Source organism: Arthrobacter sp. SRS-W-1-2016, from assembly GCF_002009585.1.
GTDB classification, from domain to species: Bacteria; Actinomycetota; Actinomycetes; order Actinomycetales; family Micrococcaceae; genus Arthrobacter; species Arthrobacter bambusae_A.
This window is the reverse complement of sequence record NZ_MTPV01000054.1, coordinates 1-20,335: the sequence shown is the minus strand read 5'-3', so window position 1 is coordinate 20,335 and position 20,335 is coordinate 1. Positions and strand designations below refer to the sequence as shown.

Here is a 20,335-nt window from a genome sequence, read left to right as displayed (position 1 = left end):
ATCGGCTATTCTTGAACAGTTGCTTTCGCAGCGGATCGGGATGTAGCGCAGCTTGGTAGCGCGCTTCGTTCGGGACGAAGAGGTCGCAGGTTCAAATCCTGTCATCCCGACCAAATGGTAGAAGGCCTTCCACTCGGAAGGCCTTCTACTTTATTTAACGAGCCTTTCCGCCCTCCCGAAAATCGCAAGAAACATTCCCCTGACCGGTTTTCCTCAGCTGCCCAGGGTTTAGAGACAAGTGTTGTTAACAACCCCGACACAATGACTCGGGGGCCATATCACGGCCCGGGCGGCTCTTCGCGCAAAAGAAATCCCCGGTGTGTCGATTTCCGACAACCGGGGACTTCTTCACTTCATTTGAATTATCCAGCGGCTACCATGACCTCCGGGAGCCGCCGTCGAGCCTCACCTACACGGGATCGGGCCAGTTACCGATAGCCTGCGAGACCCGCATGGGATCAGGCCAGTTACCGATAGCTTGGGAGACCACGCCCATCGGGTCGGGCCAGTTACCGATTGCCTGTGAAACCCTCATCGGGTCAGGCCAGTTACCAATGCTGAGCACCGTGCTGACGGTGTCTGCCACAGGGGCTGCGGAAACCACGGCTGGCGCCGCGGCGGAGAATGCAAGAGCGCCGGCCAAGGCCACTGCTGCAGCAATCTTCTTCAACATAATTTTTCCTCAATGCGAGTCGGATTCGTTACGGAAATTACGCGGTCCCTGTTGACATTCATTGTAAAATGTTTTCCACAGCGACTGTCAAGCTTTAGGCGGAAAGACGGCGCAAAGACAAGCCTCTAGGAGGAACCTGTGGGGAACGGATTCGGAGAAAAGCTCCGTGCCGAACGGCTCGAACGTGGGCTGACCCAGGCTGAATTGGGCAGGGACCTTTACTCACCCAGCTACATTTCACTTCTCGAAACCGGCCGGCGGGAGCCCACGGCCGAAGTCATTGAAGAACTCGCCCGCCGCCTGGAACTGGCACCAAAAGCCTTGGAAGCCTGGAGCCAGCCCGTATCCGTCAGTGACGCCGAATACGTGCTCGCGGGGCTGTACGCCCGGCAAGCCTGGGACCTCAGGGACTACCCGCTTGCCGCAAGCCATGCCTCAACCGCCGCCCAAATCGCGCTCGAGGCAAAGAACACCAGCGCCTGGTGGAACATGACCTACATGCAGGCGGAATGCCTCATGAAGCAAGGGCAGTTGAAGGAATGCCAGCAGATCATCCAGCATCTGCTGGAACATCCCATGGCTACGGAATCCGCCGGCCTGGGCGTCCGTGCCCGGCAGATGCTTGCCGCTGTCTGCCACGGACAAGGGCAGCTGGCCACCGCCGTCGAGCACGCCAAGGAAGCCGTGAGGCTGTCCGAGCAGCTGCCCAAAGGCTCAACGTTGATCATCGGTGCGCACCGGGCGCTGATCGGAGCATTGGCCGAGAGCGGCAGGTTGGACGAGGCCTGGACGTATTGCCAGGCCATGAACAACCAGATGGACGACCATTCGATGTCGCAGCTCGCAGGAGAAGTGGCCTGGGTGGTGGGAAACGTGGCCTTCATGCGGCACGACTACGTGGAAGGCATCAAGCATCACGAGCGTGCCGCGAAGCTGCTCTCCCCCGCCAATGATATTGAGCTGTGGGCGCGCTTCAACAAGGCATCGGCGGCAGTCCGGCTCTCCTCGGGAATCGTTGAGCCGGAGACGCTCTCGGCCATCGAACGTGCCGAACTCGCCCTGTCGATTGTTGGCGGAAACAAGACCGACCAGCTGGAAGTCGCCTTCATCCGCGCCCGCTGGCTCTACCTGACGGGCGACATCCCTGCCGCCATCACCAAGTTGCGTGAAATCCACGCGGACCGCGACGTCCTCGCCCGGCACACTGCAGGCGAAGTCGCTTTCCTCCTCGGCAAGGCCCTCAAGGCCGCCGGTGAAAACACCGACGCATTGGTTCATCTCGAAGAAGCCCAACGCGACTTCACTGCTGCCGGAGCGGCAGACCGCGTCCAGCAGGCCATGGACTCCGTGCTGGAGATCCGGCTCGCGGAACGTCGGGCGGCGTCGGGCCATGGCGGCAGCGCGCAGTCTTCCCGCGCAAGCTAACGAACCCAACTACCTCGCAGTTGTTGTCGTTTAGACGCGTCTAAACGACAACAACTGCGAGTCAGACGAACGTCCGACCGGTCAGCTTTTCGTAAGCCTCCACGTAGCGGGCACGCGTCTTCTCGACGACGTCGGCCGGCAGCGCGGGCGGCGGGGCGTCACTCGAGCGGTCCCAGCCCGATTCCGCGGAAGTCAGCCAGTCACGCACAAACTGCTTGTCGAACGACGGCTGCGCCTTGCCTGGCTCGTACGTGGAAGCGTCCCAGAAACGCGAGGAATCCGGCGTGAGGACCTCATCGCCCAGGGTGATGACGCCCGTGGTGACATCGATGCCGAACTCAACCTTCGTGTCGGCCAGGATGATGCCTCGGCCGCGGGCGATCTCTTCCGCTCGGGTGTAGATCTTCATCGTGAGTTCACTCAGGCGCGCTGCGATATCGTCGCCCACCATCGCGACGACGTCGTCGTAGGTGATGTTCTCGTCGTGCTCGCCGACTTCAGCCTTGGCAGAAGGCGTGAAGATGGCGTGATCAAGGCGCGAGCCGTCAACCAGGCCTTCCGGAAGGGGGATGTCGCAGACCGTGCCCGATTGGCGGTACTCGGCCAGGCCGGAGCCAGTGAGGTACCCGCGGGCAATGCATTCCACGGGGAACATCTCCAACCGCTTGCAGATCATCGCGCGGCCCTCGACTTCCTCGGGCACTCCCTCGGCGGCCGTGGACGCAAGGACGTGGTGCTCCACGCCAAGCTGTTCGAACCACCACAGGCTCAGCTGGGTGAGGACCCGGCCCTTGTCCGGGATCTCGCTGCTCAAAACGTGGTCGTAGGCGCTGATCCGGTCGCTCGCCACCACCAGCACGCGGTCCTGGCCAGATGCGGCCCCCTCGAGATCATCGGCCGGAACATAGAGGTCGCGGACTTTGCCCGAGTAGAAGTGCTTCCACCCCGGGAGGTCAAGGGTCTCGGTCTGCAGGCCGTTGACGTTGCTTTCGGACATGGTTCAGGCCTTCACATTCGGGATGGAGCCGGTGGCCGGGGAGACCACATGGATCTCGCCGCGCGCTGCCTTGCCGGCGATATCGGTACGGAACTGTCCGCCGTCGAGCTGGACCAGCTCCACGCCGTCGTAAGCCCGCTCGCGGGCCTCCACGAGGTCCGTTCCCAACGCCACAACGGCCAGCACGCGGCCCCCGGCGGAGACAATCCGGCCTTCTTCGTCCAGCTTGGTGCCGGCGTGGATGACGTGGACGCCTTCGAGCGCGTCTACCTTGTTCAGGCCGCGGATGCGGTCCCCGGTGCGGGGCGCGTCCGGGTAGTTTTCAGCGGCGACGACGACGGCGACGGCCGACTCCTTCGACCAGCGCAGCTCTTCGGCCTGGTCCAGTTCGCCCTTCGCGGCTGCCAGCATGAGGGCACCGAGAGGGGTCTTGAGCCGGGCCAGGACGGCCTGCGTTTCGGGATCGCCGAAGCGGACGTTGAATTCAATGACGCGCGTGCCGCGGGAAGTCAGGGCCAGGCCGCAGTAGAGGACGCCGACGAACGGAGTTCCGCGGCTGGCCATCTCGTCCACGGTGGGCTGGGCGACGCGGTCGATGACTTCCTGGACCAGGCCAACAGGTGCCCAGTCGAGAGGGGTGTAAGCCCCCATGCCACCGGTGTTGGGGCCTTCGTCATTGTCGAAGATCCGCTTGAAGTCCTGCGCCGGGGACAGCGGCACCGTGGTGCGGCCGTCGCACAGCACGAACAGGGAAACCTCGGGTCCGTCGAGGAACTCCTCGATCACCACGGTTCCACCGGCGTCGAAACATGCCTGGGCGTGGGCGAGTGCTTCCTCGCGGTCATTGGTGACCACAACGCCCTTGCCTGCAGCCAATCCGTCATCCTTGACGACATGCGGAGCGCCGAAAGTGTCCAGCGCGTCAGCAGCCTCTGCGGCGTTTGTTGCCACGCGGGCCATGGCGGTGGGCACGCCGGCTTCGGCCATGACTTCCTTGGCGAACGCTTTGGAGGCTTCGAGCTGCGCAGCGGCCTTGCTGGGGCCAAAGACCGGAATGCCGATTTCGCGGACAGCATCGGATACGCCTGCCGCGAGCGGAGCCTCCGGCCCGACAACAACCAGGTCAACCGCGAGCTTCGCAGCAAGCGCCGCGACGGCGCCGGGGTTGTTCCCGTCGATCGCGTACGTGGGGACCAGCTTGGCGATGCCCGCGTTTCCCGGAGCCGCGTGGACCTCGGAAACGTTGGGATCCTTGAGCAAGGAGCGGACAATTGCGTGTTCGCGGCCGCCGGGGCCAATGACGAGTACCTTCACAGTCTTCAAGGGTACTTTGTGCGGGGGCAGGACTCCTAAGCTGTCTCCACCACTGGACATGCCCCTTCTTCTGCTGCCTCCACCACCGGACATGCCCACCCTTCGCTACGAGCAACGGACATAACACTGATATGTCCACTCCTGAGGACCAACGCGGAGCATGTCCCTTCCAGGCCGCGGGCACCAAGACGGAGCATGTCCAACCCATCTCGGGGGCTTCCGGCTACGAACAACCTGCATGAAGAAGCTCAGGAACTGGCTCAGGGGACCCACCGTATTGGCTGCACTGGCCGGGGTGGCCGCCGCCGCCGTCGTACTTTCCGTTGCGGAACTGATCGGCGCCTTCTTCACGGCCCGGGCTACTCCCGTGATTGCGCTGGGTTCTACGTTCATCGACTTCACGCCGCCGTGGATGAAGGACTTCGCCGTCACCACGTTCGGAACCAATGACAAAGCCGCCCTGTTCGTCGGCATGGGCCTGACCATCTTCGTGCTCGCATGCGTGCTGGGCGTCGTTGCCTTTCGCAATTGGGCCCTGGGCGTGTTGGGCGTGCTGGGCATGGGCGCAGTGATTGTGGGTGCCGTGGTGACCCGGGCCAGCGTGAAGCCCGTGGATTCCATACCGAGCCTGATCGGGACAGTGGCCGGACTCATCGTGCTCCGCTTCTTGGTGGCCCGGCTCTGGCGCCTGCGGTCCTTCCCTGACGCCCCGGCCGACACCGCCGCCAAAGGCCTCGAACGTCCCGCCACCACGCGCCGAACCTTCTTCGCCGCTACCGGCATTACCGTTGCCGCAGCGGCCATCGCTGCCGGCGGCGGCCGGTTCCTCAGCGCCGCGCGCAGCAATGTGGCGAAGGCACGGGATTCGCTGAAACTTCCAGCTCCGGCCCGGGCGGCTGCTCCGGTCCCCGCGGGCGTCCAGTCCCCGACGCCGGGAGTCACCCCCTGGCTCACCCCGGCCAAGGACTTCTACAGGATCGACACCGCCTTGAGCGTGCCGGAAATCAACGTCCAGGATTGGGAACTGCGAATCCACGGGCTGGTGGAACAAGAGGTCCGGCTGAGCTTCCAGGATCTGCTCGACGCCCAACTGATAGAAACCCACGTATCGCTCACTTGCGTGTCCAACCCCGTGGGCGGAAACCTGGCAGGCAACGCCAAATGGTTGGGCATGCCCATCCGCGATGCGCTCAAACAGGCCCGGCCCAAGCCCGGAGCGGACATGGTCCTCTCCACCTCGATCGACGGCTTCAGCGCCTCCACTCCACTGGACGTGCTCCAGGACGGGAGGGACGCCATCCTGGCCATCGGCATGAACGGCGAACCCCTCCCGCTGGAGCACGGCTACCCCGTGCGCATGGTGGTTCCCGGCCTCTACGGCTTCGTCTCCGCAACCAAATGGGTGGTTGACCTGGAAGTCACCAGATTTGCCGACAGCAAAGCCTATTGGACCACCCGCGGCTGGTCCGAGCGGGGTCCCATCAAGACCATGGCCCGCGTGGAAGTACCCAAGTCCTTCGCCAGGGTTCCGGCCGGCAGGGTCGCGTTGGGTGGCACGGCCTGGGCCCAGACCCGTGGCATCAAGAAGGTGGAGATCCAGATCGACAACGGCCCGTGGGCGGAAGCCACCCTTGCCGCGGAGGCGTCTGTTGTGACGTGGCGCCAGTGGTCCTACAACTGGGACGCCACTCCCGGACCCCACTACATCAAGGTCCGGGCCACCGACGGAACAGGCGAACTGCAGACTGAAAAGCGGGCGGATCCCGTGCCTGACGGCGCCTCGGGATGGCAGTCCGTCATGGTGACCGTGGAGTAGCCCGGGAAGACGGTTTCTTCACCCTAGACTTGCATCATGCCCTTGAGTTCGCATGAAACCTTCAGCGTTGAGTCCGCCGTCGAACTGGCAGTGATCGAGCGCAGCGGCTTCATCGAATCGCGCCATATCGGTTCCGCCGTGGTTCTTTCCGCTGACGGCTCCGTTGTGACCCGGCTCGGCGACATCACCACGCCCATCTACGCCCGCTCCGCGCTCAAGCCTTTCCAGGCCCTCGCGTCAATGCAGTCGGGCGTACCGCTCCGCGGCGCCCAGGTGGCTTTGGCCTGCGCCAGCCATGTGGGCTCGCTGGACCACATGGACGTGGTGGAAGGCATGCTGAAGGCGGCCGGCGTCCGGGAAGAGCAACTGCAATGCCCCCCGGCATGGCCGCAGGACGAGGTCGCCCGCAATTGGCTGATCCGTTCAGAGCATGGCAAGTCCAAACTGGCCTTCAATTGTTCAGGCAAGCATGCAGCGTTCCTTTGGGCCTGCACCGAGAACGGCTGGGACACCCACAGTTACCTGGAGCCCAACCATCCGTTGCAGCAGCGCGTGCGGTCCGTGATCGAGGAATACAGCGACGAGAAAATCGCCCACTTGGGCATCGATGGCTGCGGTGCACCCGTCGCCGCGATTTCCCTGACCGGGCTGGCCCGGGCCTATTCACGCTTGGCCCGGGCCCCGCGGGACAAGAGCTCCAACGCCCGCGCGGCCACCATTGCCACGTCCATGCTGGACTACCCGTGGGCAGTGCAAGGCCGCGGCGAGGCGAACACCATCGTCATGGACGAACTCGAAGTGCTCGCCAAGGGCGGCGCGGAAGGTGTCCTGGTCTTGGCAACCCCCACAGGCGCCTCTGTCGCGGTGAAGATCCTCGACGGGAATCCCCGCGCGGCCACTCTGGTCGGGCTCACGCTTCTGGCTGTTGCGGGCGCTGTGGACATTCCCGGCGTCTCTAGCGTGCTCGAAAAAGTCGTGGAGCCCGTCCTCGGCGGCGGCCACTCGGTGGGCAGGATCCGCCTCGGCCATGCCGTTTCGGCGCTGCTGGACTGATTGGAACTACGGACCATGGCAATTGCACGACGCCGGATCGACCTTGAGGAAGGCCGCGCGGCACTCGCCGCATGGCAGGCCGCCGTCGGGCAGGAAACTGCGGGACAAGAAGCCGGGCCGGGGATGTCGCCGTCGCGCGCCGTGCTGGCCACGGCGGTGCGTTACTCGCTGGAAGAACTGACCGCCCGGGCCCCGGGCAATTCGGTGGAAGTCAGGGTCCCGCCGTTCGGCGTCACGCAGTGCGTGGAGGGCCCGCGGCACACGCGGGGCACCCCACCCAACGTCATAGAGTGCGACGCCGCCACCTGGCTCGCGATGGTCACCGGCCGTTTGGCGTGGTCCGCAGCCGTCGACGCCGGCCGGGTAGCCGCGTCGGGCCTGCGCGCGGACTTGGCGGAGCTGCTGCCGCTTTTCGCAAGCCCCTAAGCAAACAGATCGCCCCACGGGGGCGCCGTGGGGCGATCTGTTGCGGATGGCGCGTGGTGCTCAGTCCGGGCTGACGGAGGGGCTCTGGTGCTGGCCGGGCTTGCTCATCTCGAACTGCGGAACCGCATCGGGATTCGGGCCGCCACTGAACTTCGGGGAGGGTTCGCGTCCTTCGCTGATCCGTTCGAGTTCCTGCGCTTCGAACACGTCCACGGCGCCGAGCATGATGGCGGAGTCCTCGTTGGTGATTTCGCCCCGGAAGGCGCGGACCATGACGTCGCGGTCAAACTGGCCCTCCCATTTAGCCACCACAAACGTGGCTACGCAGTTGCCCATGAGGTTCACGACGACGCGCATGGAGTCCATGAGGCGGTCGGCACCCAGGAGCAGCGCTACGCCGGCAACCGGGAAGATGCCGAGGGCAGCCGCCGTCGCGGAAAGTGCCAGGAACGAGGAGCCGGGTACGCCCGCCATGCCCTTGGACGTCAGCAGCAGGACGCCCAGGGCGGCCAACTGCTGGCCGAGGTCAAGGTGGTGGCCGAAGGCCTGGGCCAGGAACAGCAGGGAAATCGAGAGGTAGATCGCGGCGCCGTCGAGGTTGAACGAGTAGCCGGTGGGGACCACCAAACCGGTGGTGGCCCGGGAGCAACCCGCGTTCGTCAGCTTGGTCATGATGCGAGGGAGGACAGACTCCGTGGATGCCGTGCCGAGTGCCAGGAGGAACTCTTCCCGGGTGTACTTCAGGAATTGCCACAGCGGCACCCTCGCAAAGCTCCACGCCACCAGGAACAGCAGGGCGATGAACACTATGGCAGCCCCATAGCAACAGGCGATGAGGAGTGCGTAGGTCCCAAGCGTGTCAAGCCCGTACTGGCCGATGATGTACGCCATGGCACCGAATGCGCCGATGGGTGCCACCTTCATGATCCAGGACATGATCTTGAAGACCAGTTCCAGGACGGTTTCCATGAGGCTGATGACCGGGAGGCAACGCTCGCGCCCGATGACGACGATGGCCGCGCCGAAGAAGACCGAGAAGAAGAGGACCTGGAGCAGGCTATTGTTCGCGAATGCTCCGATGACGCTGGTGGGGATCACGTCGAGGATGAAGGAAGCGGCATCCTTGGGCGCCGCATTCCCGGTCTGGGCTTTCAGGGCATCCTGCGAAAGTGAGTTGGGATCGATATGGAGTCCGGCACCCGGTTGGACAAGGTTTCCGACGATCAGGCCGAAGACCAATGCGAAAAGCGTGGCGCCGGTGAAGTACAGGAGGGCCTTGACCCCGACTCTTCCGACCGCCTTGACGTCGCCCACTGCCGAGATGCCCGTGACGATCACGAGGAAGATCAGCGGGGCGATGATCATCTTGATGAGTTGAATGAAACCATCGCCCAGTGGCCGGAGGGTGGACCCGATGTTCGGCCAGAAATGGCCGATGAGTACACCTGCGACGACGGCGATCAGAATTTGGAAGAAGAGCGACTTGTACAGTGGCTTCTTCTTCCGCGGGGCCGAACTCGCCTTCAGCGCCGCAGAGTCTGGGATCTTCATTGATCTGAACCAATCAGTTTGGGAACAGCCCCTGATTTCGGGGTTGTTTTCAAATGTAATCCCGCTCACACGATTCCACAAGGGGAAATTCAAATTTCACAATGTGGAATGTATGGATTCAGTGCTGCGCGTCCTCGACCGCCTCGTCCGCGAAGATCCTGAACCCACGAAGTGGGTCGAAGCCGTGGACTTCCCGCGTATCGAGAGCCTCCATGAACTCCAGCGCCTGGCTGGTGATGACCTGGCCCGGGACCAGGATGGGGAAGCCCGGAGGGTAGGGTGTGACGAATCCGGCCGAAACAACTTCCCCGCCTTCCGCGATCCTGGCCTTGAGGTCTCCGGCGGACAGGTAGGTGGTTGATCCATCCTTGTAGCTCTCGAAATAGGCGGCACGGATGTCCCCATCAGGACTGAGCGGATCGCACCGGTAGCGGTCCGCGAAGCTGCTGAAATCGGGCAACGGCGGAGTGGTTCCCGTGAGGCCCGCGGCGAGACCTTCGTCTGCCGTTTTCCGCGCCGGCTGTTCCTCGTCGAAGGACTCGGCCAGCTTGACAAGGACTTCGATCAGGTAGGCAACCGCGCTGCGGGAGGTGCCGATGTTGGTCATGAAGAGCACGGTGTTCCGGGACGTCTTGTTGACTTGGATGCCGTGCTTGTCGGCGAGGTACCGGTGCCGGAAAGTATCGCCGTCGATCCCTGTCCGGCTGATGTCCAGCGTGAGGCGGCTGGGGTCGACGACGAACTCGTCGTGCAGCCAGGCGTCGGCCAGTGCAGCCAGCCCATCCCGGAGCGGCATGGCACTGCCGGTTTCCCGATAGGGCGCCGCAATAAGGTCCCTCGACGTGAGGACCCGGAAGTATTTCTTCAGCAAGGGGTGGCGGGCCACTGCCTGGGCAACGATGGTTGCCAGATCCGCCTGTTTCTGAACCAGCCCGAAACCCTCAAGCTCCACCTGGCGGCGGCCGATGTCGAGCGAAGCAAGGATCTGATAATTGGGCGACGTGGAGGTGTGGGTCATATATGCTTCGCGAAATGACTCTTGGTTATGCTCGCTGAAGTCTTGGTCGAAGACATGGATCATGGATCCCTGACGTAGCGAGGTGAGGGTCTTGTGGGTGGACTGCGTGGCGTAGACGCGCAGCCGCGCTTTCACTGGATCCGGAATAAGCCGGGTCTTCAGCCAGTGTTCATCATCGGCGGGCGCGCCCGTCACCGGGTCGTGGAGCGATGTCGCTTGTTCGGCGTGCCTGGCGGCATAGCCGGGATCACTGAATGAGGCCTCAAGCTTCCTCGCCGCGGCCATGGCCGTCCTGCGCCGAAAGACAGGGTGGGACCGGGCGAAGGCGAACCAGGCCTCGTCCCAAAGGAAGACCAGGTCCGGTTTGATGGCGAGACATTCTTCCATGACGCGTTCTACGTCATAGACGATGCCGTCGAAGGTGCAGTTGGTCAGTGTGATCATCTTGACTTCATCCAGGCGCCCGGCACGTCGGTAGGCCAGCAACCGGGCCTTGATCGTGGCCAAGGGTACGGCACCGTAGAAGGCGAATTTGTCCAGTGGGTAGGCGTCCAAGTAGGAAACCCGGGCTCCGGCGAGGACGAAAGCGTAGTGATGTGATTTGTGGCAGTTGCGGTCGACGAGGACCACATCCCCTGGAGCAAGGATGGACTGATGGACGATCTTGTTGGCGGTGGACGTTCCATTTGTGACGAAGAAGGTTTTCTGGGAACCGAAAGCCCTCGCCGCCAAGTCTTGGGCCTCCTTGATCGATCCGTGCGGATCCAACAGCGAATCGAGGCCTCCCGACGTCGCGGACGTCTCGGCCAAGAGGAGGTTCATGCCGTAGAAATCGGCCATGTCGCGGATCCAGGGCGAATTGCCCACCGAGCCACCGCGGGAGATCGGCAAGGCGTGGAAGACGCTGGCCGGCCGCCGACTGTATTCCTGAAGCGCGGCGAAAAACGGGGTCCGGTAGCGCTCGGCAACACCCGACAACAGCGACAGGTGCAGGTCGAGATTGTCCTGCCTGCGGAAAATCCTCCGGAACCGCTTCGTCAGGGAGCCCGCGAGGCTCTCCATGGCCACACCGGCTACCAGGTACATATCCAGTTCGGGGCGTAATTCGGAGATCTGCTCGGCAAGGCTGAGGAACCTGCCCAGCGGTGGCATGCCGGCAAGTTCAGGGCCCACGAGGAAGGCAAGGTAGTTCCTCAGGTCGCGGCCAAGCGGCTGGCTGCTGGCGATGCTGAATCCCGGGCGGAGAATGCACGCTTGGATGGCTGGGTTCAGGATCAAGGCAACCAGCGCATCCTCGTAGCTGGGAACTACGATGAGTTCATAGATGAAGGCATCGGACGGCCTCCGCTGGGCCAGCAATTCCGCCTTCAGCGCATCGGCTTCTTTTTCAGTGATGTCGTCGACGAACAGGACATCGAACCGGGGACGCTCCCTTGCAGGCCGTCGCTCCCGGGAATCTTCGTCCTGAACACCCGGAATGGAGCGCTCCGCCCCGGGCTGCCCTGATTCCGGGCCGACGCGATCCGGGCTGACCGGTCCCGGGCTGGCTGGGCGCGGACCGGCTGGTCCCGGTCCCGCGGAAGGCATCAGGTGGGCCATCCCGCGGATCATGTCCAATCCGGCGTTGTAATCACCCGAATCCATGCAGTCCAGTAGCGGCGCCAACGCGGCGAGCCCCGGCGACGCCCAATACAGTTCCATGGCCTGAAGAAGGCGCAGCGCCTGGACGGCTTGGTCCTGCAGTCCGGAGCGCGACTGCATTCCCGGTCCGCCCTTTGCCAGCTGCTTGAACGCGTACCCGAGAAACTCCCACGCGTCAGCACGCGAACGCCACGCGCTGCTAGGCGTCCGGATGTCCTGCCTTGGAAGTTGGCTGTTCACGTGCCTTCGCTTGGTCGGAGTGGTTTGCGTGGTCAGGGTGGCGCTACTGTTTCGGGGCGTGATGCCGGGCAAAGTGGTTCCGCTTTCCATCAATTCGTTGTGCATCAGGAGCGTTGGCCGCCCTGGGAGAAGGAACCGGCGACGACGGGAAGGTCGCCAGTGTGGCCGTGCCGGGCCTCGGCTGCCTCCAGGATGCGTTTGCGGCAAGCGAACCAGCCGGCAATGAGCAGGGGTATCAGGAGCAGAAGGGAAGCAAGGACCCAGCGCCCCGTCTCCGAGAAGCCCATCGTGACAAGAACGAAGGCAAGGAAGGCGAGCGTGAGGTATGAGGTGAAGGGGGCTCCGAAGAGCCGGAAAGACGGGCGAACGGCCTTGCCGAGCCTGACCCAGGCCTGAAGCCTGATGTGGCACAGGATGATGGTTGCCCAGCCGCCGATGATTCCGATCGCAGAGACCTCGAGAACGATCTCGAACACTTGGGACGGGACCAGGGCATTCAGGCCGACGCCAAGCAGAGTAATCACGGCTGTCAGCAGGATGCCGCCAAACGGCACCCCCGATTTGCTCATCCTGGCGGTGAACTGTGGCGCGGAGCCATTGACCGCCATCGACCTCAAGATCCGGCCCGTGGAATAGAGGCCGGCGTTGAGGCTCGACAGGGCCGCTGTCAGGACGACGAAGTTCATCACCGATGCCGAAACGGCCGCGGCATGGGGATCTCCGAGATGGGAAAAGAAGGTGACGAAGGGCGATTCGCCGGATTTGTACGCAGTGAATGGCAAGAGCAGCGAGAGCAGCACCACGGAACCGACATAGAAGAGCGCAATCCGGAAGACGACCGTGTTGACGGCCTTGGGCATCACCTTTTCCGGGTTGGCAGTTTCGCCTGCAGCCGTACCAACTAGTTCAATCGCGGCATACGCGAACACGACGCCGCTGATCGCCAGCAAGGGTGCTACGGCACCGGTCGGGAAAGCTCCGCCGTGGTCCAGGATCACGCCCAGCCCTGGAACGCCGATGTCGGTCTTCCCACCAAAGACGATGAAGCAGACCCCGACGACGAGGAAGGCTACCAGCGCGGTCACCTTGATCAGCGCGAACCAGAATTCCATCTCACCGAAGATCTTCACGGAAACGAGGTTCAGGGCCAGGACAACGACAAGGGCGCAAAGTGCGATAAGCCATTGCGGGATTGTTTGCAGCGGCTCCCAGAATTGCCCCCAGAACTTGACGTAAAGCGCCACGGCCGTGACATCGACAATCGACGTCATGGCCCAGTTGAGGAAGTACAGCCAGCCGGCCGCATAGGCCATCTTCTCGCCGTAAAACTCCCTGGCATAGGACACGAACGAACCCGAGGATGGCCTGTGGAGAACCAGCTCGCCGAGGGCGCGCAGGATCAGGAATGCAAAGAACCCACAAAGGGCGTAAACGAAGATCAAGGCTGGGCCGGAACCGTTCAACCGGCCACCTGCCCCCATGAAAAGGCCCGTTCCGATCGCTCCCCCGATGGCTATCATTTGGATCTGCCGTGGTTTGAGCGTCTTGTGGTACCCGGCCTCCTCGCTCGAAAAGTCCTGCGCCGAAGTTGAACGGTCGCCAAGAAGCTCCCGGTTGTTTTCCAGCGAATCAGCGGGATCAAGCCCGGCAATCCGAGCCCCGGCGATCGGGCTCGGCGCAGGCGAGTTCAGTGTGCGTTTCATTCCAGGGGTCTCCTTTGACTCCGGTTCCGCGGGTGCGGCTGCATGCTCCAGAACTTGTCCCCCGGCTTGAGTGTTGGATCACAGCTGCACTGCTGGATCATCAGCGGAGGGACGGAAAACAACTCTAGGTTCCGGCGGAAGGGAAGGAACTGTCTGGCCAGCTAAATTCGCCGGATCCCCGTTGTGCGCCAATAACAACTTCGTTCCGCCAGAGTGCGAGTAATGTTCATGGCTGTGAGCGCGGCTAAGCCGCTTAGAGGAAGTGAATACGGGTGGCACCCCTTGAATCTGCTGAGCATGTCATTGGCGCCATGCTCAGCGACATACTTGAAGACATCGGCGTCGACAACGGGCAGCTGCTGGTTCCTCCCGGAATGGACAATGGCACGGTTCGTGAAACCGTGATCGTGGACGCCGAGGACGAGACGGCCGTCCAACGCGGGAGCTTGGTCTTGCTGATCGGGGTCCGGGGTCGCGCGGCACTGCCGAGCATCCGGAAGCTGATTCCGGACTACCCCGCCGCCGTCGCGGTCAAAGGGAGCGAGGAGGAACTGGACGCCGTCCGGGAAATGCTGCTTCCCACTGGAATCGGCCTGATTGCCGTGTCTCCCACAATGAGCTGGGGCACGCTGGAGAGTATCGCCAAGGACCGCATCCAGGAGCCAGCACTTTCCACGGATGCGTCCACGATCATGCACCGGGATCTCTTTGCGATCGCCCAGACCACGGCGACCCTGACCAATGGCCACGTCGTCATTGAGGATCCCGCAAACCGCGTCCTGGCGTATTCACCGGCCTCAAACGACGTCGATGAACTCCGCAGGCTCTCCATCCTGGCCCGGCGTGGACCCGAACGCTACCAAAAACTGTTGAAAGAGTCCGGGGTCTATAAGCACCTGCAAGCGGCCGAAGCTCCCATCCACATGGAAGCCAACCCGACAGAAGGTCTACGGGAACGGGTGGCCATCGGTATCCACGCGGGCAACAGGATCCTGGGGTACATCTGGCTTCAAGAAGGGAAGGAACCCCTCGCTCCCAACACGGACCAGCTCATGGTCGGAGCTGCACGGCACGCGGCGATAGAACTGGTCCGGCACCGCAACGAACAGTCCCAGGCACTGCGGCGCGACAGGATCTCCAGCCTGCTCAGCGGCACTCCGCAGATCCACTCCCAGGCACAGTCCGCGGGCATCGATCCATCCAAGCCGGCAGCGCTCGTCCTGATTTCCGCCAAAGGCGACGACGAGTCCGCAGCGGGCCTGCAACTGCGGCGCGGCGAGCTGGCGAATGTGGCATCGATCCATGCGGCGGCCTACCGACCAGGTGCCGTGGTGGGAGCGATCGGCCTGGAAATAGCCATGATTCTTCCCGATCTTGACCCAGTGAAGTCCCCGCCGGCCATCAACCGCCTCATCAACCTCATTGTCCGGGATGCAAGGGTCCACCTGCACTGCCAGGTGCAGGCCGCCGTCGGACCCGTCGTCGAACGCCTCGACGCATTGCATGGCACGCTGGAGCATGTCCGCAGTGTATTGAAGGTCCTGGAAAGCACACCCTTAATCCATGTGGCGTCCTACGCCGACGTGGAAACAACCGTTTTGACGAAGGAATTGCTGGAGCTTCTGGCGTCGAGGACCGACCTTCGGCACGGGGGCATCACCGTGTTGTGCAACCGATACCCCGAGTTCGCCACAACGCTGTTGACCTACCTTGAATTCTTCGGCGATGTGAACCGGTGCGCGGAGGAACTGGCCGTCCACCGGAATACGGTGCATTACCGCCTGAGGCGTGCGTGCGAAGTGGCGGGCATCGACCTCCACTCCGCAGAGCAACGTCTGCTCGCTCATCTTCAGCTCAGGCTGTGGACCTACTCCGAAGGACGGAACTAAGAAACATGGATCTCCAGAATCTCCTTGAAGACATCGTCGGCACGGTCCAGCCCTTGCTCGGCCAAGGAGCGCCTGCAGACTACATCCCGAGCCTGGCCGCGGTGGATACCCAGCAATTCGGCATATCCGTGGCAACCTCCGACGGCGACGTGTTCTCCTCCGGAGACGCTGACGTGCCTTTCTCCATCCAAAGCATTTCGAAGGTTTACGCCCTTGCCCTGGTGCTGGCCGGCGATGGCGACAGGATCTGGAAGCGGGTGTTCCGGGAGCCTTCCGGCAATCCGTTCAATTCCCTGGTGCAGCTGGAACACGAAGACGGAATTCCGCGGAATCCGTTCATCAACGCCGGCGCCCTGGTTGTCACCGACAGGCTGCTGAGCATCGTGGGGAGCTCGCCATCTCCCGTCCGGGAATTGCTTCGGCAGGAAAGCGGCAACAACTCGATCGATGCCGACCCGGTGGTGGCGGCCTCGGAAGCGGCGAACAGTCACCGCAACGCGTCGCTGGCACACTTCCTGGCCAGCTACGGAAACCTCGAAAACCCCGTGGACTCGGTCCTCGAGGCTTACATTGACCAGTGCGCGCTCGAAATGAGCTGCACCGACTTGGCCCTCGCGAGCAGGTTCCTGGCCAACAACGGATTGCGCGGGAACGGCACGGCGCTTTTGTCCCCGTCCCAGACCAAGAGAATCAACGCCGTGATGCTCACATGCGGGACCTACGACGCCGCGGGCGAATTCGCCTACCGCGTGGGACTCCCGGGCAAGAGCGGGGTGGGCGGCGGCATTGTGGCCGTGGTACCCAACAAATGCACCATCTGCGTCTGGAGCCCGGGCCTGGGGCGATCCGGGAATTCACTCGCGGGCGTTGCCGCTCTCGATGAGTTCACCACCCGCACGGGCTGGTCGATCTTCTAGCCGCGGCCCACGAACGGCATCCCCGCCGCGGTCACCACCACCGAACCGACATTGGCCGAAGCCGGCATGTTCGCCATCATAAGGACCGCGCGGGCGGCATCCTCCACGGGAAACATCGGCTCCACGCGCCTGCTTCCATCGGCCTGGAGCGCCCCCGAGCCCACGCCGATGGTGTCCATGATCTCGGTACGGGTGTTGCCGATATCGATCTGCCCGCAGGTAATGCCATACGGACGCCCGTCCAGCTCAATGCTCTTGGTCAGGCCGCTCATGGCGTGCTTGCTCACGGTGTACGCGACGGACAATGGCCGCGGCGAATGGGCAGAGATGGAGCCGTTGTTGATGATGCGCCCGCCCTGCGGTTCCTGGGACTTCATGGTCCGCACGGCCTCGGCCGCGCACAGCATGGAGCCTGTGACGTTCACGGACAGCGTGGCATTCCAATCGGCCACGCTGATCTCGTCCACGCCGCCGGAGGGGCCGAAAATGCCCGCATTGTTGAACAGGACATCAACCCTTCCCCAGCGTTGGCGGGCCGCTTCGAAAAGGCGCGCGACGTCGTCGGGCACTGTGACATCGCACGGCACCACGAGCGCCGCAGGGTGGCCGTCAGCGGTCTCCAGAAGCTGCGCTTCCCGCCGTCCCGCAAGGGCAACACGGTAGCCCTCCGCCAACAGAAGCCGGGCGACTGCCCGCCCGATCCCGGAGCCGGCTCCGGTGACGACGGCGACCCGGGGCCGGGTAGGGGTGGTTTCGCTCACGCGGTCCTCCTGTTTGTCGGGCTTAGCGCGCGGCGGGAGCATCCGCCGTCGTCGTGTCCGTGGTGGTCAGGGGCCAGCCTATGACGGTCTTGGGGCGCGGGGTGGCGTAGGTCCGGACCTTGGACGTGGACAGTCCCAGGCGGACGAGCGACTCGGCGATGGGCACCGCGGCTGCGACACCATCCACCACCGGAACGCCGCAGCGTTGGCGGATCTGTTCGTCGAGTCCTGCCATCCCGCCGCAGCCGAGGACGATGACCTCCGCTTTGTCGTCACGCACGGCTCGTTCAGCTTGTTCCACGATGGCTTCGACTGCGCGGTCCGGGTATTCCTCGAGTTCCAGCACTGCCATGCCGCTCGCGCGGACGGAGGCACAGCGGGCATCCAGCCCGGCGAGCTTGAGTCGGTCTTCGATGAGCGGGACCGCGCGGTCCAGGGTGGTGACCACGGAGTATTTGTGGCCGAGGAACATCGCGGTGCTGGCCGCGGCCTCGGTGATGTCGACCACCGGAACGTCGAGGAGCTCCTGGAGTCCCTCGCGGCCGTGCTCGCCATAGCCGGCCTGGATGACGGCGTCGAACGGTTCGGGGTAGTTGACCACGCGGTCCATCACGGCGATGGCGGCGAGGTAGCTTTCAAAGTTCCCTTCGCAGGAATCGGCGCCGAACCGCGGGGTGATGCCGATGATCTCGGTGCCGGGAGCCGCGACGCTCCGCGCCTGGGCTGCGATGGAGTCGGTCATGGATTGGGTGGTGTTGACGTTTGCGACGAGGATGCGCATGTGTTCCTCCTGGATGGGGTTGCCCGGTTAGCCCAACTGACTCGCAGTTGTTGTCGTTTTGACGGGCGAAACGACAACAACTGCGTGGGCCCACACCGCCAGGGTTCCCTGGCCGAGCTTGCGAGGCGAGGGTGGCGGTGGGGACCAGTTGAGTATTAGTGGTTGCTGACGACGGCGATCGGCTCGCCGGAGACGTCGGTGTGCTGCTGCTTCTTGTCCGCGAACAAGTAGTAGCACAACGCTGCGATGCCTGCGCCGAAGAACCAGGCGAACGGTGCCACGGCCTCGAGTGCGGGAACGAAGGCAATGAGGACGGCGACGACGGCGGCCGGAACCATTGCGGCGATCGCCCGGGGGTTGACGCCGCGCTTGTAGAAGTACGTGCCCGAAGGATGGTCCGTGTAAAGGTCAAGAATGTTGACCTTGCCGCGGCGCACCAGCCAGTAGTCGGCCATGACGACGCCGAACAGCGGGCCGAGCAGCGCGCCGAGTCCACCCAGGAAGTACACGATCACCAGCGGGTTGTTGTAAAGGTTCCACGGCAGGATGATCAGGCCGATGGTACCGCTCACCCAGGCTGCCTTGCGGAAGTTCAGGTGCTTGGGGAAGAGATTGGTGAGCGCGTAGACAGGTGCAACGAAGTTCGCCATGAGGTTCACTGCGATGGTCAGGATCAGCAACGCAAGGCAGGCCAGGACGAGGAAGAGCGTGTTGGGGATGCTCTGCACGATGTCCGAGGGGCTTTCAATGATCTTGCCGTTGATCTTGTACTGGCCGCCGGCCATGATGACCACGATTGCGCCGAACAGGAGCATGTTGATGGGGATGCCCCAGAAGTTGCCGCGGACGATCGACTTCTTGGACACCGAGGACCGGGTGAAGTCACAGAAATTCAGGACGAACGTGCCGTAGATGGAGACCCAGAGGGCGCCGCCGGCAAAGATCGTGCGCCACATCTCGCCGCCTTCCAGGCCCTTGATGCCGGACCACTGGATGGCGCCCCCGGCCTCCACGAAGACCCAGATGGCAATGGCCAGCATGGTGGCGAGAATGATGGGCCCGGCGAAGGCCTCGTACTTGCGGATCATTTCCATGCCGAAGCTGACGATGACCAACTGGACAATCCAGAGCGAGACGAAGGCGATCCAGCCAAGCGTGGACAGCCCAAGGATCGAGTTGGCGTCCATGTCCTTGAGGCCGGGGAACATCGCGACAAGCATGACGCGGAGCACCACGGAGGCAAGGTAGGTCTGGATCCCGAACCACGCGATGGCCACCGCGCCACGGACGAGGCTGGCCAGCTGGGCGCCCCGGATGCCGAAGCTGATCCGGCTCATCACAGGGAAGGGGACGCCGGTCTTCTGGCCCATGAATCCGGAGAAGGTCAAGAGGGTGAACAGCAAGACCGCGCCGATGCCAAGGGCCACGAGGATTTGCCACCCGCCCAGGCCAAGCGAAAAGAGGCCGATCGCGAAAGCGTAGTTGCCAAGGCTGTGAACGTCGTTGGCCCAGAGGGTGAAGATGCTGTAGCTGGTCCAGCGCCTGCCCTCCTTCTTGGTGGGGGCGAGGTCGAGGTTATAGAGGCTGGGGCTGATGGCGCGGCCTGCTGCGACGGACGCTACATCGCAGAGGGTTTCATTTCCTACGGACGGATGGACCGAACTGCCTGGCAGGATGGTCTGCTCCGGAGCCGTTGTGACGCCGACTGGGGGAGTCGATTGCATCGTGGATCTCCACTTCTTTGTGGTGCTGCAACTAGGGTTCCGAGACGCCGTGAGAGGAGTTGAAGCTTTTCGCATCGTGGAATCTAGTTATTGAATAGTGAAATAACTGTATGAGCTAGGTCACCTTTGGTCAAGGGCTCCGCTCCCAAGGCGGTCACAAATGGCAGCATCGGGGCCACGGAGTCCCGTGGGCACTAGTCTCCGCGGCGCTGGATTGACGCTTGGCGAACGCATGGCTAATCTCGAATTACAGAATTTTATTCTCACAATACGAAATTTCTATGCACGTTTCAGCGCGCACCACAGTGCAAGCGCCCAGACATTCAATGAAGAGAGGTTGGACGTGGCTGCAGGAGAAGAGACCTCACACATCCTTAGCGGGTTGACTTCCCAGCTGCCTGATCGT

At 63.2% G+C, this 20,335-nt stretch carries 15 protein-coding genes and 1 tRNA gene; 7 read left to right on the top strand and 9 right to left on the bottom strand.

Features of this window, described 5'->3' with window-relative positions; translation table 11 throughout:
* The first annotated feature begins 36 nt into the window (after positions 1-36).
* Positions 37-113 (top strand) — tRNA-Pro (locus BMF89_RS13470).
* Positions 114-409: 296 nt separating this feature from the next.
* Here the strand turns inward: BMF89_RS13470 and BMF89_RS13465 are convergent.
* A complete protein-coding gene (locus BMF89_RS13465; protein WP_059389476.1) occupies positions 410-673 on the bottom strand; it encodes a hypothetical protein in 264 nt (87 codons plus the stop codon).
* 138 nt (positions 674-811) lie between these two features.
* Here BMF89_RS13465 and BMF89_RS13460 point away from each other — a divergent pair, with 138 nt between their 5' ends.
* Positions 812-2,098, top strand: coding sequence for a helix-turn-helix domain-containing protein (locus BMF89_RS13460; protein WP_078107616.1), 1,287 nt, complete (start codon positions 812-814; stop codon positions 2,096-2,098).
* 61 nt (positions 2,099-2,159) lie between these two features.
* Here BMF89_RS13460 and BMF89_RS13455 read toward each other — a convergent pair whose 3' ends face one another.
* Positions 2,160-3,095, bottom strand: coding sequence for a phosphoribosylaminoimidazolesuccinocarboxamide synthase (locus tag BMF89_RS13455; protein ID WP_078107615.1), 936 nt, complete (start codon positions 3,093-3,095; stop codon positions 2,160-2,162).
* Between the two features lie 3 nt (positions 3,096-3,098).
* Positions 3,099-4,409 carry a phosphoribosylamine--glycine ligase gene (gene purD, locus BMF89_RS13450; protein WP_078107614.1) on the bottom strand — a complete coding sequence of 437 codons (1,311 nt, stop codon included), beginning with the start codon at positions 4,407-4,409 and terminating at the stop codon, positions 3,099-3,101.
* 238 nt (positions 4,410-4,647) lie between these two features.
* Here purD and BMF89_RS13445 point away from each other — a divergent pair, with 238 nt between their 5' ends.
* From BMF89_RS13445 to BMF89_RS13435, 3 genes are read left to right on the top strand one after another with little or no spacing between them, the layout of a single operon-like run.
* Positions 4,648-6,225, top strand: coding sequence for a molybdopterin-dependent oxidoreductase (locus BMF89_RS13445; protein WP_078107613.1), 1,578 nt, complete (start codon positions 4,648-4,650; stop codon positions 6,223-6,225).
* Positions 6,226-6,261: 36 nt separating this feature from the next.
* A complete protein-coding gene (locus BMF89_RS13440; RefSeq protein ID WP_078107612.1) occupies positions 6,262-7,278 on the top strand; it encodes an asparaginase in 1,017 nt (338 codons plus the stop codon).
* A 15-nt stretch (positions 7,279-7,293) separates the two neighbouring features.
* On the top strand, positions 7,294-7,704 hold the full coding sequence (locus tag BMF89_RS13435) for a sterol carrier family protein (protein WP_078107611.1): 411 nt from the start codon (positions 7,294-7,296) through the stop codon (positions 7,702-7,704).
* Between the two features lie 60 nt (positions 7,705-7,764).
* Here the strand turns inward: BMF89_RS13435 and dctA are convergent, their stop codons facing one another.
* From dctA to BMF89_RS13420, 3 genes are all read right to left on the bottom strand, one after another.
* Complete coding sequence (gene dctA, locus BMF89_RS13430) at positions 7,765-9,255, bottom strand: C4-dicarboxylate transporter DctA (protein WP_078107610.1); 1,491 nt, start codon at positions 9,253-9,255, stop codon at positions 7,765-7,767.
* 118 nt (positions 9,256-9,373) lie between these two features.
* On the bottom strand, positions 9,374-12,154 hold the full coding sequence (locus tag BMF89_RS13425; protein WP_078107667.1) for a beta-eliminating lyase-related protein: 2,781 nt from the start codon (positions 12,152-12,154) through the stop codon (positions 9,374-9,376).
* A gap of 104 nt (positions 12,155-12,258) precedes the next feature.
* Positions 12,259-13,857, bottom strand: a complete 1,599-nt coding sequence (locus BMF89_RS13420; protein ID WP_078107609.1) for an amino acid permease — start codon at positions 13,855-13,857, stop codon at positions 12,259-12,261.
* Positions 13,858-14,129: 272 nt separating this feature from the next.
* Here BMF89_RS13420 and BMF89_RS13415 point away from each other — a divergent pair, with 272 nt between their 5' ends.
* Positions 14,130-15,746: a helix-turn-helix domain-containing protein gene (locus tag BMF89_RS13415; protein ID WP_253190817.1), complete on the top strand. Its 1,617-nt coding sequence runs from the start codon at positions 14,130-14,132 to the stop codon at positions 15,744-15,746.
* Between the two features lie 5 nt (positions 15,747-15,751).
* A complete protein-coding gene (locus tag BMF89_RS13410) occupies positions 15,752-16,663 on the top strand; it encodes a glutaminase (RefSeq protein ID WP_078107608.1) in 912 nt (303 codons plus the stop codon).
* Here the strand turns inward: BMF89_RS13410 and BMF89_RS13405 are convergent.
* The 3 genes from BMF89_RS13405 to BMF89_RS13395 form a co-directional block, all read right to left on the bottom strand.
* The gene (locus tag BMF89_RS13405; protein ID WP_253190816.1) at positions 16,660-17,424 is read right to left on the bottom strand and encodes an SDR family oxidoreductase; all 765 of its coding nucleotides are present in this window, start codon (positions 17,422-17,424) and stop codon (positions 16,660-16,662) included. The two genes, BMF89_RS13410 and BMF89_RS13405, sit on opposite strands and share 4 nt — an antisense overlap.
* Before the next feature lie 22 nt (positions 17,425-17,446).
* A complete protein-coding gene (locus BMF89_RS13400; RefSeq protein ID WP_078107606.1) occupies positions 17,447-18,205 on the bottom strand; it encodes an aspartate/glutamate racemase family protein in 759 nt (252 codons plus the stop codon).
* Positions 18,206-18,360: 155 nt separating this feature from the next.
* The gene (locus tag BMF89_RS13395; protein ID WP_078107605.1) at positions 18,361-19,929 is read right to left on the bottom strand and encodes an NCS1 family nucleobase:cation symporter-1; all 1,569 of its coding nucleotides are present in this window, start codon (positions 19,927-19,929) and stop codon (positions 18,361-18,363) included.
* Between the last annotated feature and the right edge of the window lie 406 nt (positions 19,930-20,335).